Consider the following 21,548-nt stretch of genomic DNA (forward strand, 5'->3'; position numbering starts at 1 on the left):
GCGCAACCTCCGCCCACGGCCTCTGCCACGTCTGTCAGCCGCTCAGCGGTCCACGAGCCGGTCGAACTGGGTGGTGGTGTGCCGCAGATGGGCCACCAGCTCGTCGCCGACGTGCGGCTCCGGTGCGTCCGAGGGCACGAACAGGATGGACACCTGCATGTGCGGCGGCTCGGCGAACCAGCGCTGCTTGCCGCCCCAGACGAACGGCGAGAGGTTCCGGTTCACGGTGGCGAGACCGGCCCGGGCGACGCCCTTGGCGCGCGGCATGACGCCGTGCAGGGCCTTGGGGGCCTCCAGGCCGACCCCGTGCGACGTACCGCCCGCCACGACGACCAGAAAGCCGTCGGAGGCGGCCTTCTGCTGCCGGTAGCCGAAGCGGTCCCCCTTGGCGACCTTGGTGACGTCCAGGACGGCGCCGCGGTACTCGGTGGCGTCGTGGTCCCCGAGCCACAGCCGCGTGCCGATCCGGGCCCGGAAGCGGGTCTGCGGGAACTGCTGCTGCAGTCGCGCGAGTTCGTCGGCCTTGAGGTGGCTGACGAACATCGTGTGCAGCGGCAGACGGGCCGCGCGCAGCCGGTCCATCCAGCCGATGACCTCCTCGACGGCGTCGGAGCCGTCCGTGCGGTCCAGCGGCAGGTGGATGGCGAAGCCCTCCAGCCGGACGTTCTCGATGGCCGCGTGCAGCTGCGGCAGGTCCTGCTCGCTGATGCCGTGCCGCTTCATCGACGACATCACCTCGATGACCACACGGGCCCCCACGAGGCCGTACACGCCGTCCACCGACGACACCGAGCGCACGACCCGGTCGGGCAGCGGGACGGGCTCCTCACCGCGCCGGTAGGGCGTCAGCACCAGGAGGTCGCCGCCGAAGAAGTCCTTGATGCGCGCGGCCTCGTACGTCGTGCCGACGGCGAGGACGTCCGAACCCAGCCGGGTGGCCTCCTCCGCCAGCCGGTCGTGCCCGAAGCCGTAGCCGTTGCCCTTGCAGACCGGTACGAGCCCCGGGAACTGCTCCTGCACGTGCTTGTGGTGCGCCCGCCAGCGCGCGGTGTCGACGTAGAGGGTGAGCGCCATGGCCGGACCTGGGACCTTTCTCGGGGCTGCGGTTGTGGGGGAAGTGCGTCAGGGGTGTCGGAGACATGCAAGCACTGGACGGGACGTCAGCGGCGTGACATGTAGATGTCGAGGGCCTTGTGGAGCAGCTTGTTCAGCGGGAAGTCCCACTCGCCGAGGTACTCGGCGGCCTGGCCGCCCGTGCCGACCTTGAACTGGATCAGGCCGAAGAGGTGGTCGGTCTCGTCCAGGGAGTCGGAGATGCCGCGCAGGTCGTAGACGGTGGCGCCGAGCGCGTAGGCGTCGCGCAGCATGCGCCACTGCATGGCGTTCGACGGACGGAACTCGCGGCCGATGTTGTCGGAGGCGCCGTACGAGTACCAGACGTGTCCGCCGACGATCAGCATCGTGGCCGCCGAGAGGTTCACGCCGTTGTGGCGGGCGAAGTACAGCCGCATCCGGTTGGGGTCCTCGGTGTTGAGGGCCGACCACATGCGCTGGAAGTACGACAGCGGGCGCGGCCGGAAGTGGTCGCGCACGGCGGTGATCTCGTACAGCCGCTGCCATTCCTCAAGGTCGTGGTAACCGCCCTGGACGACCTCGACGCCCGCCTTCTCGGCCTTCTTGATGTTGCGGCGCCACAGCTGGTTGAAGTTCTTGTGGACCTCTTCGAGGGAACGGTTCGCCAGCGGCACCTGGTAGACGTAACGCGGCTGGACGTCGCCGAAGCCGGCCCCGCCGTCCTCGCCCTGCTGCCAGCCCATGCGGCGCAGCTTGTCGGCCACCTCGAACGCGCGCGGCTCGATGAAGTCGGCCTCGATGTCGCGCAGCCGCTTCACGTCCGGGCTCTGGATTCCGGCCTTGATGGAAGTGGCCTCCCAGCGGCGGATGATCACCGGCGGGCCCATCTTCACCGAGAACGCGCCCTGTTGCTTGAGGTGCGCCAGCATCGGTTCGAGCCACTCGGTGAGATTCGGCGCGTACCAGTTGATGACCGGGCCCTCGGGCAGATAGGCCAGGTAGCGCTTGATCTTGGGCAGCTGGCGGTAGAGGACGAGACCCGCGCCGACCAGTTCGCCGGTCCGCTCGTCGAACCAGCCGAGGCTCTCCGAACGCCACTCGGCCTTGACGTCGGCCCAGGCCGGAACCTGCATGTGGCTCGCCGACGGCAGGCTCTGGATGTACGCCAGATGCTGCTCGCGGCTGATCGTCCTCAGGGTCAGGCTCATTCGGGGCGCTCCTCGGGCTGGTGTGTCCCCATGGGTTCAGGGGCTCCGGCTCTCGCGCCGAAGCCTACTGCGCCTTTCGAGCGGCCTGACTGGGCGTGGGGAACCTGCGCCCCGGCCCGCGCGCAGCCGGGGCGTTCCGTCTGGGTTCGTGGGTGTTCCGGGTGTCCTACGGGACGCAGGGGACCCGGGGCGCCGCGGCCGGCGGCGCCGGCCGGGTCACCAGAGTCCGCCGAAGAGTCCGCCGTGCGCCATGCCGATGAAGAAGCCGAAGCCCGAGGCGCCGAGACCCAGGATCAGACCGAAGCGTTCACGGGTGGTCTCGGAGACCCACTGCCCGTACGCCCCCGTCAGGATCCCGACCAGTCCGGTCCAGGAGCTGAGCAGATGCAGGCTGTGGAAGAACGACGTGATGAAGGCCGTCAGTCCGAGCACCAGCGTCACCGCGAGCAGCGCGTCCTGGAGCGGATGGGGTCTGCCGTCGGTGGCGAAGAGAGATCCGGCGGTATTGGGTCGCAATGCCTGTGCCATACGGCACCTCCTGCGGAAGGCGGCGCATCGTAGCGCCATACACACCCGACGTGTACAGATTGACGGTCACCCACGCCGGATTTCAACCGGAAGCGCGTGTGCAGGTACTCTGTACCCTCTGCACCGGTGTCTGCCCAGGCCATGCCAGGGAGTCCGCCCAGCTCAGATCGAGGATGTCGCTCGCCGACCCTCGATTGTCAGTGGCGGCCGATACCGTTGCGTACGCATCACAACCCTCCTGCCACGGATCGACCGTGGCCGCTGAGTCCAAAGGAGGTGGGTTCCACATGCGTCACTACGAGGTGATGGTCATCCTCGACCCCGATCTCGAGGAGCGCGCTGTCTCCCCGCTGATCGAGAACTTCCTCTCCGTCGTCCGTGAGGGCAACGGAAAGGTCGAGAAGGTCGACACCTGGGGCCGTCGTCGTCTCTCGTACGAGATCAAGAAGAAGCCCGAGGGCATCTACTCGGTCATCGACCTGCAGGCCGAGCCTGCGGTCGTCAAGGAGCTCGACCGCCAGATGAACCTGAACGAGTCGGTCCTCCGGACCAAGGTCCTCCGCCCCGAGACCCACTGAGCTCACGCTCAGCTGATCTCGGGATTCCGAGTAGCAGCACCAGCAGCCAGCAGCAAACCCGCCGAGAGGTTCCCCCATGGCAGGCGAGACCGTCATCACGGTCGTCGGCAATCTTGTCGACGACCCCGAGCTGCGCTTCACCCCCTCCGGTGCGGCGGTCGCGAAGTTCCGTGTCGCGTCCACTCCCCGCACCTTCGACCGCCAGACGAACGAGTGGAAGGACGGCGAGAGCCTGTTCCTGACCTGCTCCGTCTGGCGTCAGGCGGCGGAGAACGTCGCGGAGTCGCTCCAGCGAGGCATGCGCGTCATCGTGCAGGGCCGGCTGAAGCAGCGGTCCTACGAGGACCGTGAGGGCGTCAAGCGCACGGTCTACGAGCTGGACGTCGAGGAAGTCGGCGCCAGCCTGCGCAGTGCCACGGCCAAGGTCACCAAGGCTTCCGGCCGCAGTGGCCAGGGCGGCCAGGGTGGTTACGGCGGCGGTGGCGGCCAGGGTGGCGGCGGCTGGGGTGGGAACTCCGGCGGCGGCCAGCAGGGCGGCGGCGCTCCCGCCGACGACCCCTGGGCGACCGGCGCTCCCGCCGGCGGCCAGCAGGGCGGCGGCGGTGGCGGTGGCGGCGGCTGGGGTGGAAACTCCGGCGGCTCCAGCGGCGGCGGCTACTCGGACGAACCCCCCTTCTAGACCTTCTGGCCCGGTTGTCCGGGCCGGGTCGAAGGCGGGTCGTATCCCAACTTCTTGATCACACAGGAGAAACACCATGGCGAAGCCGCCTGTGCGCAAGCCTAAGAAAAAGGTCTGCGCTTTTTGCAAGGACAAGGTCACGTACGTGGACTACAAGGACACGAACATGCTGCGGAAGTTCATTTCCGACCGCGGCAAGATCCGTGCCCGTCGCGTGACCGGCAACTGCACGCAGCACCAGCGTGACGTCGCCACGGCCGTGAAGAACAGCCGTGAGATGGCGCTGCTGCCCTACACCGCCCAGGCGCGATAAGGGAAGGGTGACCGACAAATGAAGATCATCCTCACTCACGAGGTCTCCGGCCTCGGCGCCGCGGGCGACGTCGTCGACGTCAAGGACGGCTACGCTCGCAACTACCTGATCCCGCGGAACTTCGCGATCCGTTGGACCAAGGGCGGCGAGAAGGACGTCGAGCAGATCCGTCGTGCTCGCAAGATCCACGAGATCCAGACCATTGAGCAGGCCAACGCGGTGAAGGCCCAGCTCGAGGGTGTCCGGGTTCGTCTGGCCGTTCGCTCCGGCGACGCCGGTCGTCTCTTCGGTTCCGTCACCCCGGCCGACGTCGCCTCGGCGATCAAGGCTTCCGGTGGCCCCGAGGTCGACAAGCGCCGCATCGAGCTCGGCTCGCCGATCAAGACCCTGGGCGCTCACGAGACGTCCGTGCGTCTGCACCCCGAGGTTGCCGCCAAGGTCAACATCGAGGTCGTCGCGGCCTGATCGCGTCGCTCGCCCGGCTCGTAGAGCTGGGAATCGGCTTGAGAGCCGAGAAGGGGCCGTACCCACCGGGTGCGGCCCCTTCCGCTTGCCTGTTTCACGTGAAACGCCTGCTGGGCGACGGTGGTTTCACGTGGAACGGTCAGCGGGTCGCACCGGTGATGACCCAGCGCCCCGAGCGCGCTCGCAGCCAGAGGGTGAGCATCCGCACGGTCATCATCAACGTCATCGCTCCCCAGATCGCGGTGAGACCGCCGCCGAGAACCGGTACGAGCAGTGCCACGGGGATGAAGACGGCCAGCGTGGCCACCATCGCCCAGGCCAGATAGGGGCCGTCTCCCGCACCCATCAGCACACCGTCCAGTACGAAGACGACGCCGCAGAGAGGCTGGGAGAGCGCCACCACGAGCAGAGCGGGCAGAGCGGCGTCCTTCACTGCCTGGTCGCCGGTGAACAGCGGCAGAAACAGCGGCCGGGTGACGACGACCAACAGGCCGAGTGCCACGCCCACGGCGATGCCCCACTCGACCATACGGCGGCAGACGTCCCGAGCGCCCTGGGCGTCATCGGCCCCCAGATACCGCCCGATGATGGCTTGTCCGGCGATGGCGATGGCGTCGAGGGCGAAGGCGAGCAGGCTCCACAGCCCCAGAGCGATCTGATGGGCCGCGATGTCGTCGTCCCCGAGACGGGCGGCCACGGCGGTGGCGATCATCAGAATCGCCCGCAGGGAGAGCGTGCGGACCAGCAAGGGGGCTCCGGCCTGGGCCGACGCCCTGATTCCGGCGGCGTCGGGCCGCAGGGACGCACCATGACGGCGGGCTCCCCGGATCACCACCGCCAGATAGACCACGGCCATGGCCCACTGGGCGACGACGGTGCCCCAGGCGGATCCCGCTATGCCGAGATCCGCACCGTAGACGAGCGCGGCGTTCAGCGCGCCGTTGGCGACGAATCCGCCGACCGCGACGTAGAGGGGTGTCCTTGTGTTCTGAAGCCCGCGCAGAACTCCCGTCGCTGCCAGGACGACGAGCATGGCCGGGATGCCGAGGGCCGAGATGCGCAGATAGGTGGTGGCGTACGGTGCGGCCGTGTCCGATGCGCCGAAGAGGGCCACGAGCGACGGCGCGCCGGGAAGGACGGCGATGATCACGGCGGCGCCCAGGGCCAGCGCCAGCCAGATGCCGTCCATGCCCTGCCGGATGGCGGCCGGGAGGTCACCGGAGCCGACGCGGCGGGCAACGGCGGCGGTGGTGGCGTAGGCGAGGAAGACGAAGACGCTGACGGCGGTCGTCAGGAGCGCGGAGGCGATGCCGAGTCCGGCCAGTTGGGCGGTGCCGAGATGGCCGACGATCGCGCTGTCGGCCATGACGAAGAGCGGCTCGGCGACGAGAGCGCCGAACGCCGGCACGGCCAGTGCGAGGATCTCGCGATCATGCCGTCGTCGGGGAGCCTCGGCGGGCGCGGGAGCCTGTGTCATGAGCACTAATCTAATCGTCCACAGGTAAGAGACGCAACTGCGCTACACCCCTTACTCGGCGTTGCGTCCCACTCCTTCTCGCGCGCCGTTCGAAGGGATCTTGGTCCGACCGGGCAACTTTTTCTTCTGCACAGCCGGTGGATGGGGAAATTGCAGGTCGGAAGGCTTGATCGAGAAAAATCGAGGGCTTGTTCACAGGCCTGTCCACCGGGTCGTGCACAGGTTTGGCGGAGTTCTCCACAGCATCCGGGCCGTCGTCCACACGGCCTGTGGATAACCAGATTGGCTGACGGTGCCCGCGGGCCTACCGTGGTCCGGCGCCCGCTCCGTCCGTCGGCCGGTGAAACCTCACAAAACCGACGCGCCACAACCGGAGTTGGGCCTCTCAATTGTCAGTGTCGTGCCGTAGAACAGATGCACGGCGAGGTCCGCTCGGCGGACGGGAGGAGGTGGCTCGGTGAGCATTTCCGAGCCCTTGGACGACCCGTGGGCCGACAGCGGTCCCAGTGATCGTCTGCCCGCCTCCCGTCGGCGAGACGGGGGCCGTGGCCGCGAGGAGCAGCACGAGCGGGGCCGGGACAGCGGCGACTGGGAGGGCGGCGGGACGCCTTTCGAGCGGGTGCCGCCGCAGGACCTCGACGCCGAGCAGTCCGTGCTCGGCGGCATGCTCCTGTCGAAGGACGCCATCGCGGACGTGGTGGAGGTCCTCAAGGGGCATGACTTCTACAAGCCGGCCCACGAGACGATCTACCAGGCGATCCTCGACGTCTACGCCAAGGGCGAGCCGGCCGACCCGATCACCATCGCGGCCGAGCTCACGAAGCGCGGCGAGATCAACAAGGTCGGCGGGGCCTCCTATCTCCACACCCTCGTCCAGACGGTGCCGACGGCGGCGAACGCGGAGTACTACGCGGAGATCGTCCACGAGCGGGCGGTCCTGCGCCGGCTGGTCGAGGCCGGCACCCGCATCACCCAGATGGGATACGCGGCCGACGACGACGTCGACGAGATCGTCAACCGGGCCCAGGCGGAGATCTACGCCGTCACCGAGCAGCGCACCAGCGAGGACTACCTGCCGCTCGGCGACATCATGGAAGGCGCTCTCGACGAGATCGAGGCGATCGGCTCCCGCAGCGGTGAGATGACGGGCGTGCCCACCGGCTTCACCGACCTCGATTCGCTCACCAACGGTCTGCACCCGGGCCAGATGATCGTCATCGCGGCCCGTCCCGCCATGGGAAAGTCCACGCTCGCGCTGGACTTCGCCCGTGCGGCGTCGATCAAGAACAACCTGCCGAGCGTCATCTTCTCCCTGGAAATGGGACGCAACGAGATCGCGATGCGTCTTCTCTCCGCCGAGGCCCGTGTCGCCCTGCACCACATGCGCTCCGGCACCATGACCGACGACGACTGGACCCGGCTGGCCCGCCGCATGCCCGAGGTCTCCTCCGCCCCGCTCTACATCGACGACTCCCCGAACCTGTCGATGATGGAGATCCGCGCCAAGTGCCGCCGGCTGAAGCAGCGCAGCGACATCAAGCTCGTGATCATCGACTATCTGCAGCTGATGCAGGCCGGTGGCTCGAAGCGTTCCGAGAGCCGTCAGCAGGAGGTCTCGGACATGTCCCGTAACCTCAAGCTGCTCGCCAAGGAGCTGGAGGTGCCGGTGATCGCGCTCTCGCAGCTCAACCGTGGTCCCGAGCAGCGCACGGACAAGAAGCCGATGGTGTCCGACCTGCGTGAGTCCGGCTCCATCGAGCAGGACGCCGACATGGTGATCCTGCTGCACCGCGAGGACGCGTACGAGAAGGAGTCCCCGCGGGCGGGCGAGGCCGACATCATCGTGGGCAAGCACCGTAACGGCCCGACGGCCACGATCACGGTGGCCTTCCAGGGCCACTACTCACGGTTCGTGGACATGGCCCAGACCTGATCCCGCGCCCCAGGGGAAATGAACTCGACGCCGAGGGGTGTTGCGGGTGGACTGGGCCCATGACGACACCTCAGGAAGGCCTGCTGGCCGGCACCCGGCGGGCGCTGCTTCACCGGATCGCCGTGGCCCAGTCGGAAGGCCGGGCCCCGTCGCTCGTCGCCGCGGTCGTAAGGGACGGGCAGACCGTGTGGCACGGGGCGCGGACCTCGGTCGAGGGGCACGCGCCGGACCAGGACGTGCAGTACCGGATCGGCTCGATCACCAAGACCTTCACCGCCGTCCTCGTACTGCGGCTGCGTGACGAGGGCGTGCTCGGCCTCGACGACCCGCTGGAGAAGCACCTGCCCGGCACCGGCGCGGGCGAGACCACCGTGGCCGAACTGCTGTCCCACACCGCCGGGTTGGCCGCCGAATCGCCCGGCCCCTGGTGGGAGCGCACTCCGGGCTCGCTGCGTCCCGGGCTCGCCGACGTCCTGGGCGACCTGACCGCTCCGTGCGCGGCCGGACGGCGGTATCACTACTCGAACGTGGGCTACACGCTCCTGGGCGCCCTGGTGGAAGAGCTCCGCGGGGTGCCCTGGGAAGAGGCGGTGCGCGGTGAGGTGATCGAACCTCTGGGCCTGACGCGCACAGGCGTCCGGCCCCAGGCGCCGGCGGCGGGCGGCTGGGCGGTGCATCCGTGGGCCGACGTCATGCTGCCCGAGCCCGTCGAGGACTTCGGGCGCATGGCCTCCGCGGGACAGCTCTGGTCCACGACCGGCGACCTCGCGCGCTTCGCCGCCTTTCTGGCGCAGGGCGACGAACGCGTGCTCGGCGTGGAGACCCTGCGCGAGATGCAGACGCCGTCCGCGCCCGCCGGGCCGGGGGATCTGGCCGAGGGAGCCACCTACGGTCTCGGGCTGCAGATCCAGCAGCGTGACGGCCGTCTGCTCGTGGGTCATTCCGGGTCGGTGCCGGGCTTCCTGGCGTCTCTCACCATCGGAGTGGCGGACGACGTGGCCGCCGTGGTGCTCGCCAACTGCACCTCCGGCCTCATGGTGTCCCAGGTGGCGTCCGATCTCGTACGCATCGTCGCCGACGCCGAGCCGCGCATCCCCGAGCCGTGGCGCCCGCTGCCGGAAGTCGACGCCGCCGTTCTGGAGTTGGCGGGGCAGTGGTACTGGGGCACGAGCGCTCACGCCTTGCGGGTCACGTCCGACGGCCTCGTCTCCCTGGGGCCGCTGTCGGGCGGCGGTCGGCGTTCCCGGTTCCGGCCGAACGGGGACGGCACCTGGACCGGCTTGGAGGGCTACTACGCCGGAGAGCTCCTGAGGGCCGTACGGCGGCCCGACGGGAGCGTGGACCACCTGGACCTGGGGTCGTTCGTGTTCACGCGCCAGCCGTACGACGAGGGGGCCGCAGTGCCCGGCGGAGTCGACCCCGCGGGATGGCGGGGAATCTCCGCAGCGCGATGAGAGCGGACGCGCCCTGTTTCACGTGAAACAGGGCGCGTCCCCGATGCAGTGTGCGCTTCCCGACGCCGGTCTCAGAGTTGCAGCTTGAAACCGACGTGCGAGGCCGTGAAGCCGAGCCGCTCGTAGAACCGGTGGGCGTCGGTGCGGGTGACGTCCGAGGTCAACTGGACGAGTTGGCAGTTCTCTGCGCGGGACTCCTCGATCGCCCACTCGATGAACCGTGTGCCCAGGCCGCTGCCGCGCTCGTCGGCGTGCACGCGCACCGCTTCGATGATCGACCGGGTCGCTCCGCGCCGGGAGAGGCCCGGAACGATCGTCAACTGCAGCGTGCCGACGACGCGTCCCTCGCGCACGGCGACGACCAGTCGCTGGTTGGGGTCGGCGGTCAACCGTTCCAGAGCGGCCAGATAAGGGCCCAGGTCGTCCGGCGACTCGCGCTGCGCGCCCAGAGGGTCGTCCGCGAGCATGCCGACGATCGCAGGAACGTCCTCAGCGACGGCGGCTCGTATTTCAAGATCTCCCATGGCGCCACCCTAGGACGATGGGGCGGCAGCGGGTGCTCCGAGCGACTCCACGACCCGGACCAGGGGGGCCAGTTCCGGGGTCTCCGCGGCCTCGTCGAGGGCCTCGCGCAAGGCGGCGTCGTTGGTCGGACGGGCTGCGGCGAGCAGCGTCAGGCCGGCTTCGGTGACATTGGTGTAGATGCCCCGGCGGTCGGTGGGGCAGAGGTAACGCTCGAGGAGTCCGCGGTCCTCGAGTCGGGTGACGAGCCGGGTCGTGGCGCTCTGGCTGAGAAGGACCGCGTCGGCCACCTGCTTCATCTGCAGATGCCCTCCGTCACCGTCGTGCTGCCGACTGAGCACGTCGAGCAGGGAGTACTCGCGCACGCTCAGGTCGTGTCCGGCTTGCAGGGCGCGTTCGATGTGGGCCTCGATCCTCCCGTGCAGCAGGGAGAGCGCGCACCAGCCCTGGGCGAGAGCGGTGAGCGCGGGGTCCGTCGCAGTCATGGGCGTTCTCCTCCGTCCCGAGCGGCCGACATCAGGATAGGGCAGTTCCGAGATAGTCGGCGGTTGCATATATCCCGCGTCTGCAACTATTGTGGCCGAGCGTAAAGAGCTTATGCAATCTTCTGGAAGGGGCTGCTCCTCGTGCCTCTCGCGCTTCTGGCTCTCGCGATCGGAGCCTTCGGCATCGGAACGACCGAGTTCGTGATCATGGGCTTGCTGCCCGAGGTCGCCGGCGACTTCGGGGTCGCGATTCCCACCGCGGGTCTCCTGGTGACGGGCTACGCACTCGGCGTCATGTTCGGCGCTCCGCTGATGACCGTCCTCGGCGCCAAGGCGTCCCGCAAACGGATGCTCATGGTGCTGATGGGCCTGTTCGTCGTGGGCAATCTGCTTTCCGCCGCCGCCCCGACCTTCGCCGTGATGCTGATCGGCCGTGTCGTGGCCTCCCTCGCCCACGGGGCGTTCTTCGGCATCGGATCAGTAGTCGCCGCCGCCCTGGTCGCCCCCGACAGGAAGGCCGGGGCCATCGCGATGATGTTCACCGGGCTCACCGTCGCCAACGTGGTCGGCGTCCCGCTGGGCACACTGGTCGGGCAGACGGTCGGCTGGCGGTTCACCTTCGCCGTCGTCGCCGCGCTGGGCGTCGTGGGGCTGGTGGGCATCGCCCGGCTCGTGCCCGAGATGCCGCGGCCCGCAGGCGTACGCCTGCGCCACGAACTGGCCGCCTTCAAGAACGCCCAGGTGCTGCTCGCCATGGCGATGACCGTCCTCGGCTTCGGCGGAGTCTTCGCGGCCATCACCTACATCGCACCGATGATGACCCACGTGGCCGGCTTCGCCGACGGGTCCGTCACCTGGCTGCTGGTCCTCTTCGGACTCGGAATGGTGGGCGGGAACCTCGTCGGCGGCAGGTACGCCGACCGTGCCCTGATGCCCATGCTGTACGTGTCGCTGGGCGCCCTGGCGGTCGTCCTGGCGCTGTTCACGCTGACCGCTCACCACAAGATCCTCGCGGCCGTCACCATCGTCCTCATCGGCGCTCTCGGTTTCGCCACCGTCCCGCCGCTGCAAAAGCGCGTCCTGGACCAGGCGCACGGCGCGCCGACACTCGCTTCGGCGGTGAACATCGGCGCCTTCAACCTGGGCAACGCGCTGTCCGCCTGGCTCGGAGGCATGGTCATCACCGCCGGTCTGGGCTACACGGCGCCGAATTGGGTGGGCGCGGCCCTGGCCGCAGGCGCTCTCCTCCTCGCCGTCGTCTCCGCCGCCCTGGAGCGCCGTGGCGATGTCTCCGGCCGGCCCGGCGTCCTGGTAGCCGAGGGCGCGGGCGACGGACGGCAGGCCGCTCTCCGGCACTGACCACTCGGTGTCCGCCAGCGTTCCTGCTCGCCCGCGCCTCAGCGTCGGTCAACCGGCGTGGTCAGCCGGCGGCCACGGTCAGTGGCGCGAAACGCCGGCGCCAGTCACCTGGCAGTTCCGGGATGCCATAGGTCATCACGGAGTTGAAGGCGACCGACTCCAGTCCCTGTGCCTTCGCCCACGCCAGCAGCTCCTCGTGCCGTACGTCGATGTCCGTGCGCAGCGGCAGGTCGGTACGGGCCGCGAGCGAGGACAGCAGGGCCTGTGCGGTCTTGGTGTCCCTGGCGATCAACGGGCCCACTACCTGTGTGTCCATGTTCGGCCAAGCCGCCGCGTAGCCGATGATCCGGCCGGCCTCCTCGGCGACCCGGAACTGATCGGCGAAGGCGGGCAGACGGGTGATCACGTGCGTACGGTCGGCGCCGAAGACCTCCTCGTCGAGACGCAGGACCGCGGGGAGGTCCTCGGCCGTCGCGGCACGTGTGGCGATGTCGGGTGCAGGGGTGGCAGCGGGGACGCGCGGTGTGAAGTGCCCGCGCAGCATTTCCGCCCGGCCCGTGGTCTTGAAGCCCAGTTCCTCGTAGAGCGGGCGGCCGTTCGGTGTCGCGTGCAGGGTCAGCGGCGTGGCGCCCATCAGGGAGACGATGTGCCGCATCAGGCGTCGGCCCACGCCTTGTCGGGCGTGCCGCGCGGCGACCAGCACCATGCCGACGGCTCCGAAGGAGGGATCGCCGTACGGTCCGTACTCGGTGACGACGCAGGCACTGACGATGCCTCCGTCAGGGTCGTCGATGCCGTAGCCCTTTCCCGCTGACAGAAGGAGGCCCCACTTGTGCTCCTCGCGCGGCCACCCCCGATCCTCGGACAAGTCGGCGCAGGCGGCGAGATCGCGGTGCGTCAGACGGCGGATGGGCAGATCGGCGAGGGAAGGAGTCGGCACGTCGTTCAGGCTGTCCGACCAGCGCTGTCGGCGTCCACTCGTTTCCCCGTGAGTACAGGTGCTTTTGGCCATACCTCATCCGGCTGCTCAGGACGAGCAGGTGTTTCACGTGAAACATGGAACGCGCGTCCAGCAGTACCGGATGCGGACATCAGCCGAGGTCGGGTGCGTGCATGGCGCGGACGCCCTCGATGTTGCCGTCGAGATAGTGCCGCAGTGACAGTGGCACCAGGTGGACGGAGGCGATCCCGACGCGAGTGAACGGCACACGGACGATCTCGTACTCACCCGCCGGTTCCTCGATCTCGGGTCCGTGCCGCTGCGCCGGGTCCATGGACTCCAGACGGCAGACGAAGAAGTGCTGCACCTTCACGCCGGTCGCACCCCCGTCGTCGCCGATGTGCTCAACGGTGTCCACGAAACAGGGCACCACATCCGTGATCTTGGCCCCCAGCTCCTCGTGGACTTCGCGGTGCAGGGCGTCCACGACGGTCGCGTCGTCCGGCTCGACCCCGCCACCGGGCGTGACCCAGTAGGGATCCACACCGGGCTTGGTGCGTTTGATCAGGATCAGGTTGTCGCCGTCAAGCAGTACGGCTCGTGCGGTGCGCTTGACCACGGGTCGGACGGTCATGGGAGAAATGTGGCCCGGCTGGTTCCACGTGAAACATCGTGATGCGTGACCGGACCGAGCCAGGCTGTGACATCGCCCGGAAATGGCGTCAGCGCCACCGGGAAATGCCGTCAGGTCCACCCGGCAGCGGCCGCCAGCAAGCGCTCGTGGGCCCTTGCCACCTGGGGCACTGCGAGTGTTCCGGTGCGCACGACCAGGACGTAGGTGCGCAGGGGAGGAACCGCCGGCTCGTGCAGTGCGACGACCTCACCGCGCTCGAGAGCGGTCGCGCACAGATATCGGGGCAGGACCGCCAGCCCTGCGCCCGCGATCGCGCAGGCGAGCACCGCGCGGAGGTCCGGGACGATGACGGCGCCCGAGGCCGCCGGCCGGGAGTCGAAGACCGCGGCCCAGTAGCGGGAGACCAGGGGAAGCGACTCATGGACCTCGATGACCGGAAGGTTCTCCAGCGCGGACGCGCCCTTGCGGCACAGCTTCCCGGCGTCGATCAGCTCGTCCCACTGGGGGGCGGCCACCAGGACGTGCTCCTCGTCGCACAGCGGGGTGGCCATGAGCAGTCCTCCGCGCGGCCGGACCGTGCTGATGACCAGGTCATGGTGCCCGGCCGCCAGGCCCTCCAGAACCTCTTCCGCGGTACCGAAGGACGCGCGCACGGCGAACCCCTGCCCGTCTTCGGGGGACGGCCCGGTGAGCGCGGGGAGGGCCCGCTCGGCGGTGAACTCAAGAGGCCCGGCAAGGTGCAGGGTGCGCTCGGCGGATTCGTCGTCCAGGCCCGTCTGAGCGATCTCCGCCAGGGCGTCGAGATGCGGGGCGGCCTTGTGGGCGAGTTCGTCGCCGACGCTGGTCGGGGTGACGCCGCGAGCCTGGCGCAGAAACAGCGGGCGACCCACCTGTCGCTCCAGAGTGCGGATCTGAGAGGTCACGGCCGGCTGGGACAGACCCAGCAGAGCGGCGGCGCGGGTGAAGGAGCCGGCCCGGTGCACGGTCACGAACGTGCGTAGCAAGGCCAGATCCATGGCGCCTCCTCCTCTTTCCCGATTCCCTCCCGGCTCTGAGGCAGGGCACAACTATAAATAAGTCGATAGGTCTCTGTCGCTAGAGTGATTGGACACTGACACAGAGTCAACTAGCCTTGTGGACGCGGTTCTTCGCGCGCAGAACCGCGGGCGGTCCGAGCCACGAGGGGGGAGGCTCGGACCGTCCGTCGCGGCCGGGAGAAGCCTGCAGGGGGTGCGCAAAGCGGTCATCGCGCCGATGCCTCCAGCGCACGCAGCACGTCCGCCACCAGGTCCTCGGTGTCCTCGGCCCCCACGGACAACCGGATGAACCCTTCCGGCACCGCGTCCCCGCCCCAGCGGCCCCGCCGCTCCGCGGTGGAGCGGACCCCGCCGAAGCTCGTGGCGTCGTCCACCAGACGCAGGGCCTCGAGGAAACGCTCGGCACGCGCGCGCGTGGGCAGCGTGAAGGAGACGACGCAGCCATAGCGCCGCATCTGCTGCGAGGCGACCTTGTGCGAGGGATCGTCAGGCAGCCCCGGATATCGCAGCCCGCTCACCTCGGGCCTCCCCCGCAGCGCCTCCGCCACGGCCAGCGCGCCGGCGCTCTGCCGGTCGACACGCAGCTGCAGGGTGGCGATCGACCGGTGCGCGAGCCACGCCTCCATGGGCCCCGGAATCGCCCCGACGATCTTGCGCCAGCGTCGTACGGCCGTCATGGGCTCGCCGCCGCGTCCGGTGACGTAGCCGAGGAGTACGTCGCCGTGCCCGGTGAGCTGCTTGGTGCCGCTGGCCACCGAGAAGTCGGCCCCGAGCGCCAGCGGCCGCTGACCGAGAGGGGTGGCGAGCGTGTTGTCGACGGCCACCAGCGCGCCACGCGCGTGTGCCGCCTCGACGAGTCGGCGGATGTCGCACACGTCGAGCCCGGGGTTCGACGGTGACTCGATCCACAGCAGCTTCGCGCCGTCGAGCAGGGCGAGTTGAGCGTCGCCGACGGTGGGCGCGGTGCGCACCTCGATGCCGAACGCCTCCAGCTGGGCGCGTGCCAGGGGCAGTGCCTGGTAGCCGTCGTCGGGCAGCACGACGGCGTCCCCGGCGCGCAGCTGGGAGAAGAGCACCGAGGAGATCGCGGCCATGCCGGAGGCGAAGACGAGCGTCTCGACGTCGTCCTGCCCCGGCGCCTCGAGCTCGCCGATGGCGTGCTCCAGGCGGGTCCACGTCGGGTTCTCGTCGCGTCCGTAGGTGTAGGGCCCGGTGGGCTCGCCCGGCAGGTGGAAATGGGCTGCGAACACCGGGCCCGGGAGGGTCGGCTCGTACTTCACGGGCTCGGGCAGCCCGGCCCGCACCGCGCGGGTGCCTTCGCCGTCGCCTCCCCGAGGGTCCCCGTTCGCAGCAAAATCGTTCATGCCACTCGTCCTTCCATGTTGTCCCGTACGGCGGCGAGCAGGCCGTCGCTCGCCTCCTCCACCATCTCAAGACACTCCTCGAAGCCGTCCCGGCCCCCGTAGTAGGGGTCGGGGACGTCGAGGTCGCCGTCGGCCGGGCCGGAGGAAGCGGACGAATCGGCTCCCCGGCGGCGGACGGCGTCCGGGAGGGCGTAGGACCGCAACAGCCGTACCTTCGCCGCGTCCTCCTGCGTGGGGGCGAGCCGGCGCAGGGCCCCGAGGTGGCCGGAGTCCAGGGCGATCACCAGGTCGAGGCGGACGAACCAGGAGGGCTCGAATCGCCGGGCCGTGTGGTCCAGGGCGTACCCGTGCCCCTCCAGGACGGCGAGGGCGCGCGGATCGGCGCCCTCGCCCTCGTGCCAGTCACCTGTGCCGGCGCTGTCGACCTCGACCAGTGCCTCGAGACCGGCGTCCGTCACCCGCGCGCGGAAGACCGACTCGGCCATGGGCGAGCGGCAGATGTTGCCGGTGCAGACGAAACAGACGCGGTAGGTCATCGACTGGTCAGTCCCCGTCCGGCAGGACGACGTTGAGCGCCCAGGACACGACCGAGATGATCAGGCCGCCCAGGACCGCGGTCCAGAAACCCTCCACGTGGAAACTCAGGTCGAGCGTGTCGGCCAGCCATGAGGTGAGCAGCAGCATCAGCGCGTTGACCACCAGGGTGATCAGACCGAGCGTGAGGATGAACAGAGGGAAGGTCAGCACCTTCACTACCGGCTTGACCAGGGAGTTCACCAGGCCGAAGAGCAGGGCGACGAGTATGAGGGTGCCGATCTTCTTGCCCGTGCTGTCACCGGTCAGGGTGATCTTGTCGAGCAGCCAGACGGCGACCGCCAGGGCGCCTGCGTTGGCGATCGTCTTGACTACGAAATTCTTCATGTGTCTGATCGTGGCAGAGAGATCGGCAACGAGCACCGGACGAGGGCGGACTAGGTCGATGAAGGCATTCCGGTTGGATGAACTGGAGGCGGAGCGCGCCGCCAACGACGGGGCCTACCTGCAGTTCCTGCGCGAACGGAACATGTCGGTCGGGCTGTACGCGCTCGACGCCGGCACGCATGATCCACAGAACCCGCACAATCAGGACGAGGTGTACTTCGTCGTGAGCGGTCGGGCGTCGATCACCGTCGGCCTGGAGACCACGCAGGTGGCGCGCGGCAGCGTGGTGTACGTCCCGGCGGGCGTCGCCCACAAGTTCCATCACATCAGTGAGGACCTGCGGGTCCTCGTCGTGTTCTCGCCGCCGGAGGGCTGACCGTCTCCGCCTCGCAGCCGAGCCCGGGCCTCGGGGTTCCCTAGGGGATCGGTCAGGGGAGGACAAGGGGTGCGAGGCCCCCGCGGGCGCCCCTGCCGGCCCTAGCATCGACGGCAGGACATCGAAATGATCCGGCCCGACAGAGGCGCCGGACGTCGACCGAAGAGGATGAGGACCAGGGCGATGCAAGAGATCTTCTCGGGACTGCCGTGGTGGGTGAAGTGGGTTGCGGTGCCGGTCATCGCCCTCGTGGTGTTCGGCGGGCTGATAGCCAGCGTCGTCGGGTTCGTGATCGGCCTGCTGTTCAAGCTGCTGGTCTTCGTCGCGCTGGTCGGCGGACTGATCTACGTGGTGCGGAAGTTCCTGTCGAGTTCGTCCTCGCGCAGCAACTGGTGAGCGGTGCGGGGCGCGGGAGACCGGCGACCGGTAACACGATTCGCCGGTTCCCTCGCCCGGGGGAAGTTTTCCTGACAGCCCGTCTGCATGCGGTGGCAGCCGGTTAAAGTCCGGAACTCGACGCGGGGACGACCCCCGCGAGCGGCGTACACCCCCACCCGTGTTCCCCGCACGGACCGCCCCCTCGCCCTTCGAGAGTGACCCTTGGCCATGGTTGACACCGCATCCGCAGAGCCGCACGCGCCTCCCGACCAGCCGCGCGCACCGGCGCCTCCCCTTCAACGCCCGCACCCCGGCGTTCCCGAGCAGCCGCATCCGGCGGCCACCCTGATCGGCTCGGTTCAGCGCGCCATGCGGCTGCTGGAATCCGTCGCGGAGCACGCATACGGGGCCCCGGCCAAACAACTGGCCCGGGAGACCGGTCTGGCGCTGCCCACGGCCTACCACCTGCTTCGCACGCTGGTGCACGAGGGCTATCTGCGCCGGGACAAGGGACTGTTCTTCCTCGGCGAGGCCGCCGAGCGGCTCGGCAGCAGCGGAGCAGCGCAGAAACGTCGCAGCACGGTCGCCGACACGCTCGCGCAGTGGCGCGATTCGATCGGTGTGCCGGTGTACTACGCCCGCTACCGCGAGGGCGAGATCGAGATCATGTGCGTCTCGGACACCCCGGGAAACCCGGCGGTGGAGGAGTGGGCCGACTTCCGCGAGACCGCACACGCGCACGCCATCGGCCAGTGCCTCCTGTCCCAGCTCGACGAGGACACCCGCCGCGACCACCTGGGCCGCTATCCGGCGCAGTCGATCACGCCGTACACCGTGCGGGACAACCACACACTGTTGCGGCGCCTGGAACGCATGCGGCGCATGGACCCCGTCGTGGAGCGCCAGGAGTACGCGCTGGGCACGGTCTGCGCCGCGATTCCGATCACCGTGGGCACCACGGCGGCCACCATGGCGATCTCCCTTCCCGCCCATCACGCCGACCGGTTGCTGCCCGCGGCCCGGGAACTGCAGAACGAGGTGGGGCGGCTTCTGGGGTCGCTCGCGATCTCTATCAGTATCTGAAAACTCACTCCTTGTGATCTGTTGTGTACTTTCTGCAAGATGCGTGCAGTGTCAGATGGTCCATTCCCGGCCAGTCGACGGCAAATGACGGGGTAAGGCGATGCGCGAGTCCGTGCAGGCAGTACAGGCAGAGGTCATGATGAGCTTCCTCGTCTCCGAGGAGCTCTCTTTCCGCATCCCCGTGGAGCTGGGGTACGAGTCGTGCGATCCCTATGCCGTGCGGCTCACCTTTCATTTGCCCGGCGACGCCCCGGTGACCTGGGTTTTCGGGCGTGAGCTGCTCATCGACGGGGTCGGCAGGCCGTGCGGGGAGGGAGACGTCCGGGTTTCACCCGTGGAACCCGACATGTTGGGCGAAGTTCTGATCCGGCTTCAGGTCGGCGGCGACCAGGCGCTCTTCCGCTCCTCTGCGGCCCCGCTCGTGGCGTTCCTCGACCGCACCGACAAGGTGGTGCCGCTCGGCCAGGAGGGTGCGCTCGCCGACTTCGACGCTCATCTGGACGAGGCGCTGAACCGCATCCTGGCGGAGGAGCAGAACGCGGGCTGAGGCGACGGTGGCGGGCGGTGCCGGACCGGGGTGCCTCGCTGCGGACGACGTTGCGCAGTAACGGTTCTTCGTCTTCTGGCGGCGCGTGCAGCAGAGCTACGAGCGCCGCCGGTCCGGACGCCGCCGGTGCAGGGGCGGCTCCCGGACCGGCGGTTCGATCAGTGCTTGCGCCGTCGGCCCCGGCCGCCGCGGGCCGGAGCCGAACCGGCGGGCGCCGCCCCCGCCGAAGCCGTCGCCCCTGCTGGAACCGTCGTCGCCGCCGGAGACGCACTCTGAGCCGTCACGGGCGCCGCTCCCGAGGACGGGCGGTCCGCGGCGACCACGAGGGCCGCCAGCGCCGTCGTCACGGGCACGGAGGCGACCAGGCCGATCGAGCCAACCAGCGTCCGCACGATCTCCTCGGCGACCAACTCGCTGTTGGCGACCGTGCCCACGCTGCTCTGCGCGATCGAGAAGAGCAGCAGCAGGGGCAGCGCCGCACCCGCGTAGGCGAGAACGAGCGTGTTCACCACGGACGCGATGTGGTCCCGGCCGATGCGGATGCCGGCGCGGTACAGGGCGCGCCAGCCCATCGAGGGGTTGGCCTCGTGCAGTTCCCAGACCGCCGACGTCTGGGTGACGGTCACGTCGTCGAGGACGCCGAGCGAGCCGATGATGATGCCGGCGAGCAGCAGACCGCTCATGTCGATGGACGGGTACAGGCCGTGGATCAGGCCCGTGTTGTCGTCGGTGTTGCCGGTCAGGAAGGCCCAGTCGATGAACAGCGAGCCGAGGACGCCGATCAGCAGCAGTGAGATGAGCGTGCCGAGCACCGCGACGGAGGTACGGGCCGAGAGGCCGTGACAGAGATACAGCGCGATCAGCATGATGGCGCTCGACCCCACCACCGCCACGATCAGCGGATTGGAGCCCTGCAGGATCGCGGGGAGGACGAAGAAGTTCAGCACCATGAAGCTGATGGCCAGCGCGATCAGCGCCATGACGCCGCGAAGCCGCCCGACGACCACGACGGCGACGGCGAAGATGATGGCCAGCAACGCCATCGGAACACGGCGGTTCACGTCGGCGACCGAGTACTGGAGGTCCTTGGGCGCGGAGGGCTCGTAGGCGACCACGACCTTCTCGCCCTGTTCCAACTGCCGTGACTGGTCCGGCTGGACGATCTCGGTGAACGTGCGTCCCTTGTCGTCGCCGGTGTCCACCCGGATGGTGGCCTTCTTGCAGGTGCCCCTCGCCTGCTGCTGGGCGGAGGATCCCTCGGCCGTGGAGGTGTCCCCGGTGGGGGTGTCGCCGGAGGCGTTCACCGACGCGCAGCTCACGCGCAGCACCTTGGTGACCGTGGCCTGCTGCGTCTGCCGGTCGAAGCCGACGCCGGTGCGCTCGTGCGCGGGGGCGCCGCCGGGCCACAGCACCACGAGGCCCACCAGCACCGCGGCGCCGAACGGGATCAGGATGGCCGCGATGACCTTGCGCAGATGCTGGGAGACGGGGGCGGCCGGACCGTGGCTGTGACTGTGACCGTGCGTGTGCCCGGCTCCAGGCCCGTGTCCGCCGCTCCCGTGTCCGCCGCTTCCCCGGCTGCCGTCGGCGACGGAATCGGCGCCGGTGTCGGCGCCGTGACCGTGGTCGGCGTCGTGACCGTGGCGGGAGGCATGGCCGTGACCGTGGCCGGGCCCTTGAACCTCGCCGTGGCCGTGCCCCTGAGGACCGCCGGGGCTGCGCCCTTGAGCGTCGTCGGGGCGGTGACCGTGGCCGCCGTCGTGCCCCTCGCCGGGACTGTTCCCCCAGCCGCTGTGACGAGGCGCCTCGGCGAACGGGTCTCGGTCGGCGCCGGGATTCTGCCCGTACCCGGGGGGCTGCCCCGGCGGGTTGCCGCGTGCGGAAGGGGCGTGCCCGTAACCCTGCACAGGAGTGCCGCCGGCACCTCGGTCCCGGCCGTCCGGAACCGCACCACGACTCTGGCGACGCAGACCGCTCAGGCCCCCCAGACCGCCGGCGTATCCCGGAGGCCGATCAGGACCGGAGCCGTGGGGCCGCTCGTGAGGGCGACCGCGGTCGGCACCGCTGTCGTCGACACCGCGGTCCCCTCCGGGGCCGCGTCCGAGGCCTGGTTCGAAGCCGTTGCCGGCACCGGCGCCAGGGCCATTGCCGGGACCGTTTCCGGCGGCAGGCCGACGGGGCGGCTCAGACGGC

The 21,548-nt window shown here is 69.5% G+C and carries 24 protein-coding genes; 11 read left to right on the forward strand and 13 right to left on the reverse strand.

The window, feature by feature from the left end:
• Positions 1-42: 42 nt before the first annotated feature.
• From ABT300_RS16800 to ABT300_RS16810, 3 genes are all read right to left on the reverse strand, one after another.
• Positions 43-1,074 (reverse strand): alanine racemase, encoded by a 1,032-nt coding sequence (locus tag ABT300_RS16800; protein ID WP_306950460.1) that lies wholly within the window; start codon positions 1,072-1,074, stop codon positions 43-45.
• A gap of 86 nt (positions 1,075-1,160) precedes the next feature.
• On the reverse strand, positions 1,161-2,282 hold the full coding sequence (gene femX / locus ABT300_RS16805; RefSeq protein WP_351675954.1) for a peptidoglycan bridge formation glycyltransferase FemX: 1,122 nt from the start codon (positions 2,280-2,282) through the stop codon (positions 1,161-1,163).
• Positions 2,283-2,498: 216 nt separating this feature from the next.
• A complete protein-coding gene (locus ABT300_RS16810) occupies positions 2,499-2,810 on the reverse strand; it encodes a hypothetical protein (protein WP_351675957.1) in 312 nt (103 codons plus the stop codon).
• Positions 2,811-3,097: 287 nt separating this feature from the next.
• Here ABT300_RS16810 and rpsF point away from each other — a divergent pair, with 287 nt between their 5' ends.
• From rpsF to rplI, 4 genes are all read left to right on the forward strand, one after another.
• Positions 3,098-3,388, forward strand: coding sequence for a 30S ribosomal protein S6 (gene rpsF / locus ABT300_RS16815; protein WP_006604399.1), 291 nt, complete (start codon positions 3,098-3,100; stop codon positions 3,386-3,388).
• Positions 3,389-3,464: 76 nt separating this feature from the next.
• On the forward strand, positions 3,465-4,067 hold the full coding sequence (locus ABT300_RS16820) for a single-stranded DNA-binding protein (RefSeq protein WP_351675959.1): 603 nt from the start codon (positions 3,465-3,467) through the stop codon (positions 4,065-4,067).
• 76 nt (positions 4,068-4,143) lie between these two features.
• Positions 4,144-4,380: a 30S ribosomal protein S18 gene (rpsR, locus tag ABT300_RS16825; RefSeq protein WP_020130672.1), complete on the forward strand. Its 237-nt coding sequence runs from the start codon at positions 4,144-4,146 to the stop codon at positions 4,378-4,380.
• Positions 4,381-4,398: 18 nt separating this feature from the next.
• Positions 4,399-4,845, forward strand: a complete 447-nt coding sequence (gene rplI / locus ABT300_RS16830; protein WP_107443001.1) for a 50S ribosomal protein L9 — start codon at positions 4,399-4,401, stop codon at positions 4,843-4,845.
• Between the two features lie 139 nt (positions 4,846-4,984).
• Here rplI and ABT300_RS16835 read toward each other — a convergent pair whose 3' ends face one another.
• A complete protein-coding gene (locus tag ABT300_RS16835; RefSeq protein WP_351675963.1) occupies positions 4,985-6,322 on the reverse strand; it encodes an MATE family efflux transporter in 1,338 nt (445 codons plus the stop codon).
• Between the two features lie 457 nt (positions 6,323-6,779).
• Here ABT300_RS16835 and dnaB point away from each other — a divergent pair, with 457 nt between their 5' ends.
• Positions 6,780-8,255, forward strand: coding sequence for a replicative DNA helicase (dnaB, locus tag ABT300_RS16840; RefSeq protein WP_351675965.1), 1,476 nt, complete (start codon positions 6,780-6,782; stop codon positions 8,253-8,255).
• A gap of 59 nt (positions 8,256-8,314) precedes the next feature.
• A complete protein-coding gene (locus ABT300_RS16845) occupies positions 8,315-9,709 on the forward strand; it encodes a serine hydrolase domain-containing protein (RefSeq protein ID WP_351675968.1) in 1,395 nt (464 codons plus the stop codon).
• Positions 9,710-9,780: 71 nt separating this feature from the next.
• Here the strand turns inward: ABT300_RS16845 and ABT300_RS16850 are convergent, their stop codons facing one another.
• Both ABT300_RS16850 and ABT300_RS16855 read right to left on the reverse strand, forming a co-directional pair.
• Positions 9,781-10,233, reverse strand: a complete 453-nt coding sequence (locus ABT300_RS16850; RefSeq protein ID WP_351675971.1) for a GNAT family N-acetyltransferase — start codon at positions 10,231-10,233, stop codon at positions 9,781-9,783.
• Between the two features lie 9 nt (positions 10,234-10,242).
• Complete coding sequence (locus ABT300_RS16855) at positions 10,243-10,716, reverse strand: MarR family winged helix-turn-helix transcriptional regulator (RefSeq protein WP_351675974.1); 474 nt, start codon at positions 10,714-10,716, stop codon at positions 10,243-10,245.
• 141 nt (positions 10,717-10,857) lie between these two features.
• Between ABT300_RS16855 and ABT300_RS16860 the strand changes: the two genes are divergently transcribed.
• On the forward strand, positions 10,858-12,075 hold the full coding sequence (locus ABT300_RS16860; RefSeq protein WP_351675976.1) for an MFS transporter: 1,218 nt from the start codon (positions 10,858-10,860) through the stop codon (positions 12,073-12,075).
• Positions 12,076-12,136: 61 nt separating this feature from the next.
• Here the strand turns inward: ABT300_RS16860 and ABT300_RS16865 are convergent, their stop codons facing one another.
• The 6 genes from ABT300_RS16865 to ABT300_RS16890 all read right to left on the reverse strand — a co-directional run bounded on the left by ABT300_RS16865 (position 12,137) and on the right by ABT300_RS16890 (position 16,971).
• Positions 12,137-13,015, reverse strand: coding sequence for a GNAT family N-acetyltransferase (locus ABT300_RS16865; protein ID WP_351675978.1), 879 nt, complete (start codon positions 13,013-13,015; stop codon positions 12,137-12,139).
• Positions 13,016-13,166: 151 nt separating this feature from the next.
• Positions 13,167-13,649, reverse strand: coding sequence for an NUDIX domain-containing protein (locus tag ABT300_RS16870; protein ID WP_020130685.1), 483 nt, complete (start codon positions 13,647-13,649; stop codon positions 13,167-13,169).
• A gap of 110 nt (positions 13,650-13,759) precedes the next feature.
• Entirely contained in the window at positions 13,760-14,665 is a 906-nt protein-coding gene (locus ABT300_RS16875; RefSeq protein ID WP_351675982.1) for a LysR family transcriptional regulator, read from the reverse strand.
• Positions 14,666-14,892: 227 nt separating this feature from the next.
• Entirely contained in the window at positions 14,893-16,050 is a 1,158-nt protein-coding gene (locus ABT300_RS16880) for a cystathionine gamma-lyase (protein ID WP_351675985.1), read from the reverse strand.
• The gene (locus ABT300_RS16885) at positions 16,047-16,586 is read right to left on the reverse strand and encodes a low molecular weight protein-tyrosine-phosphatase (protein WP_351675988.1); all 540 of its coding nucleotides are present in this window, start codon (positions 16,584-16,586) and stop codon (positions 16,047-16,049) included. The genes ABT300_RS16880 and ABT300_RS16885 overlap by 4 nt, the downstream gene beginning before the upstream one ends.
• Before the next feature lie 7 nt (positions 16,587-16,593).
• Positions 16,594-16,971, reverse strand: a complete 378-nt coding sequence (locus ABT300_RS16890; RefSeq protein WP_351675991.1) for a phage holin family protein — start codon at positions 16,969-16,971, stop codon at positions 16,594-16,596.
• 58 nt (positions 16,972-17,029) lie between these two features.
• On the opposite strand from ABT300_RS16890, the gene ABT300_RS16895 reads away from it, so the two are divergent.
• From ABT300_RS16895 to ABT300_RS16910, 4 genes are all read left to right on the forward strand, one after another.
• Positions 17,030-17,347, forward strand: a complete 318-nt coding sequence (locus ABT300_RS16895) for a cupin domain-containing protein (RefSeq protein WP_107442990.1) — start codon at positions 17,030-17,032, stop codon at positions 17,345-17,347.
• A 183-nt stretch (positions 17,348-17,530) separates the two neighbouring features.
• Positions 17,531-17,743 (forward strand): DUF5326 family protein, encoded by a 213-nt coding sequence (locus ABT300_RS16900; RefSeq protein ID WP_319276942.1) that lies wholly within the window; start codon positions 17,531-17,533, stop codon positions 17,741-17,743.
• A gap of 210 nt (positions 17,744-17,953) precedes the next feature.
• The gene (locus ABT300_RS16905; RefSeq protein ID WP_351675996.1) at positions 17,954-18,808 is read left to right on the forward strand and encodes an IclR family transcriptional regulator; all 855 of its coding nucleotides are present in this window, start codon (positions 17,954-17,956) and stop codon (positions 18,806-18,808) included.
• 100 nt (positions 18,809-18,908) lie between these two features.
• Entirely contained in the window at positions 18,909-19,355 is a 447-nt protein-coding gene (locus tag ABT300_RS16910) for an SsgA family sporulation/cell division regulator (RefSeq protein ID WP_351675999.1), read from the forward strand.
• 158 nt (positions 19,356-19,513) lie between these two features.
• Here ABT300_RS16910 and ABT300_RS16915 read toward each other — a convergent pair whose 3' ends face one another.
• A complete protein-coding gene (locus ABT300_RS16915; protein WP_351676002.1) occupies positions 19,514-21,262 on the reverse strand; it encodes a YibE/F family protein in 1,749 nt (582 codons plus the stop codon).
• Between the last annotated feature and the right edge of the window lie 286 nt (positions 21,263-21,548).

The sequence above is a fragment of the Streptomyces sp. NPDC001027 genome, from assembly GCF_040299045.1.
Classification (GTDB): Bacteria; Actinomycetota; Actinomycetes; order Streptomycetales; family Streptomycetaceae; genus Streptomyces.